This window comes from Pseudomonas sp. B15(2017) (assembly GCF_002113215.1).
GTDB lineage: Bacteria > Pseudomonadota > Gammaproteobacteria > Pseudomonadales > Pseudomonadaceae > Aquipseudomonas.
On record NZ_NEJZ01000035.1, the window covers coordinates 1 to 2,164 of the forward strand.

Annotated in this window: 1 protein-coding gene; it reads right to left on the reverse strand. The window is 62.7% G+C overall.

All coding sequences use genetic code 11. From position 1 onward, the window contains the following. Nucleotides 1-2,164 (reverse strand): toxin VasX (locus CAF73_RS29470; RefSeq protein WP_371918986.1); only part of this gene is annotated, 2,164 nt, incomplete at both ends.

Genomic DNA, 2,164 nt, shown 5'->3' on the forward strand with positions numbered 1-2,164 from the left:
ATATTCCCCAACAACCCGCGCAGTTCCTGCTGCTGCGCCGGCGGAAACACCACTGTCACCCCTGCTCTTGCAGGCGTCGCGCCGTACAACCGGGCCGAGCGATCCGGCAGTTCTTCAATCGGGCTCAGTGCCCCTGCCAGTTGCGCTTCGATCCGGGTCAACTGCGCCCGCACCCGCACAATTTCTTCCTGCAACTCCATCGCCCGTGGAGTCTTGTGCCCCTGGCGATTCTTGTTGTGGGTGATCTGGTTGCGCTCACGGTTGAGGGTCATGAGGTATTCGCGTTCGCGCAGAACTTCCTTGATCGCCGTTTGCAGCGCGGACTGCTCTGCGGGGCTGGCGACGGTGAAGGTCACGCCGCTGGTTTTCGCCGCGTCGAACAGGCGCAGGCGCAGTGCTTTGGGCAGGCGCTGGAACAGTTCATCGAGGTCGGGGATTTTTTCGGCCGAGAGGTCGAAGCCTTCCAGCACGCGGTTCAGGCCCAGGTTCAGTGCCGGGCTGTAAGTGTCCTGCACCGCCGCCGCGACGACGCGGGTGTGTTCGGGCATGTCGTCGAGGGCCGGCAGTTGCGGTTGTTCGATCATTTTCAGTTTGGCCAGCCAGTCCGGCAGGTTGTTGAACGTGGCCATGAGCGCGTTGAACAGCGTCGAGTATTGCCCGCTCTGCTCCGTTTGCAGGCGCAGCGGCAAGGTGTAGAAGACAGTTCGGGTCAGTTCCGGGTGTTCCTCCAGATAACCGAGCACTTTTTCGCTCGCTTCATCGCTGCGGCACAGGTCCTTGAGGCAGGCGTATTCGGCGCTGAGGGCCTGATGGAGTTGTGCCGCCACTTGCGCGTCGTAGTACCAGGCCGAACGATGGAAGCGTCCGGCGACCAGCAGTTGCGTGCGGTCGGCGGTGATGCGTTCGAGCAGGCGGTTCCAGCGACCGAGGTCGTCACGCAGCAGGTTCAGTCGCTCGTCCATCGCCGGGCGGTCGATCAGGTCGTTGATCCCGCGTTTACCGCTGAGCAGCGGGCCGTCGAGCACGTCCTTGATGCGCCGATCCTGATCCTTGCCGAGGCGGATCAGCGTCTCCAGATGCTGTTCGACAAATTCCTCGGGGGCGACGGCTTCGAAGTACTGGCGGGTATAAAAACGCCGATCCACCTCAGCCGTAGGGGCCAGACGATTCTGTCCCATGCCGTCATCAAAACCCTGGGCGCGCAGTTTTTGCAGTTCGGGCGGCGCCGGCCCATCGGCCTGGACCTCCCCACCCTTGTTCAGGTAATCGAGCAATGCCTTGCGCGTATTCTCGCGATCCGGCTCGGGCAACTGTTCCAGATCGGCAAACAGGGCTTTGGCCTGCGGCTGTTCGCTGGCCTTGGCCAATCCGTCGACATCGGCGCCGCTCAGTTGGCTCAGCGACTCGATGTAACTGGCGAGCAGATAATCGCGCGCGTTGTTGCCGGTGTTGCTCCACTCATCGACCCAGCCGACCACGGTGTCCTGGTACTCGACCAGATCGCGCATCACCCCCAGATCGTCGTTGACCAGCAGAAACAGCGTGTCGTCCTGATAGGGCCCGCGCACCCGGCCGAGGAATTCGCCGATGTGCGCCTCGCGAAAGCGCCGGGGTTGCTCCCACAGATAAGGTTCACGCTCGTGCTCGGGGGCGTCGCTGACCTGCACGGTGGGCATCCGCGTCGCGTCCGCATCGGCAACCGGCTCGGCCCCCGCCGCCACTTCCGCCAGCCACTGCCGGGTCTGCTCGACGGTGAGCAAATGCTCCCCACCGGTCAAACAATTCACCGGTGCAAGATCGACCGCCTGCATGAAATGGTTGCGCTCTTCGCGGCTGTCCAGCACCTGATGGCATTTGCTTGCCGTCCACTGCACCTCGGCAAAGGTCACGTACAACGTACTTTGCCGGGGAAAGATCAGCGCCGGACGCTCTTCAATTGCTGCGCGCTGATCCTCGCTGACCTGTTTGCCCTGATGCAGCAGCGCCGTGACGATACCGTCGAGCATTCGGTATTCGTACAACTCGCCGCTGAGGCTGTCGATGATGTACAGCCAGCCATCACGCAGACGACGGATGCCCAGCGGGCGCGCGGTCAAGGTGTACGGCAATTTCAATTCGGTGCCCGGATCGAACGCTCTTTCCACCAGGCCGTAGCTCAACGGCA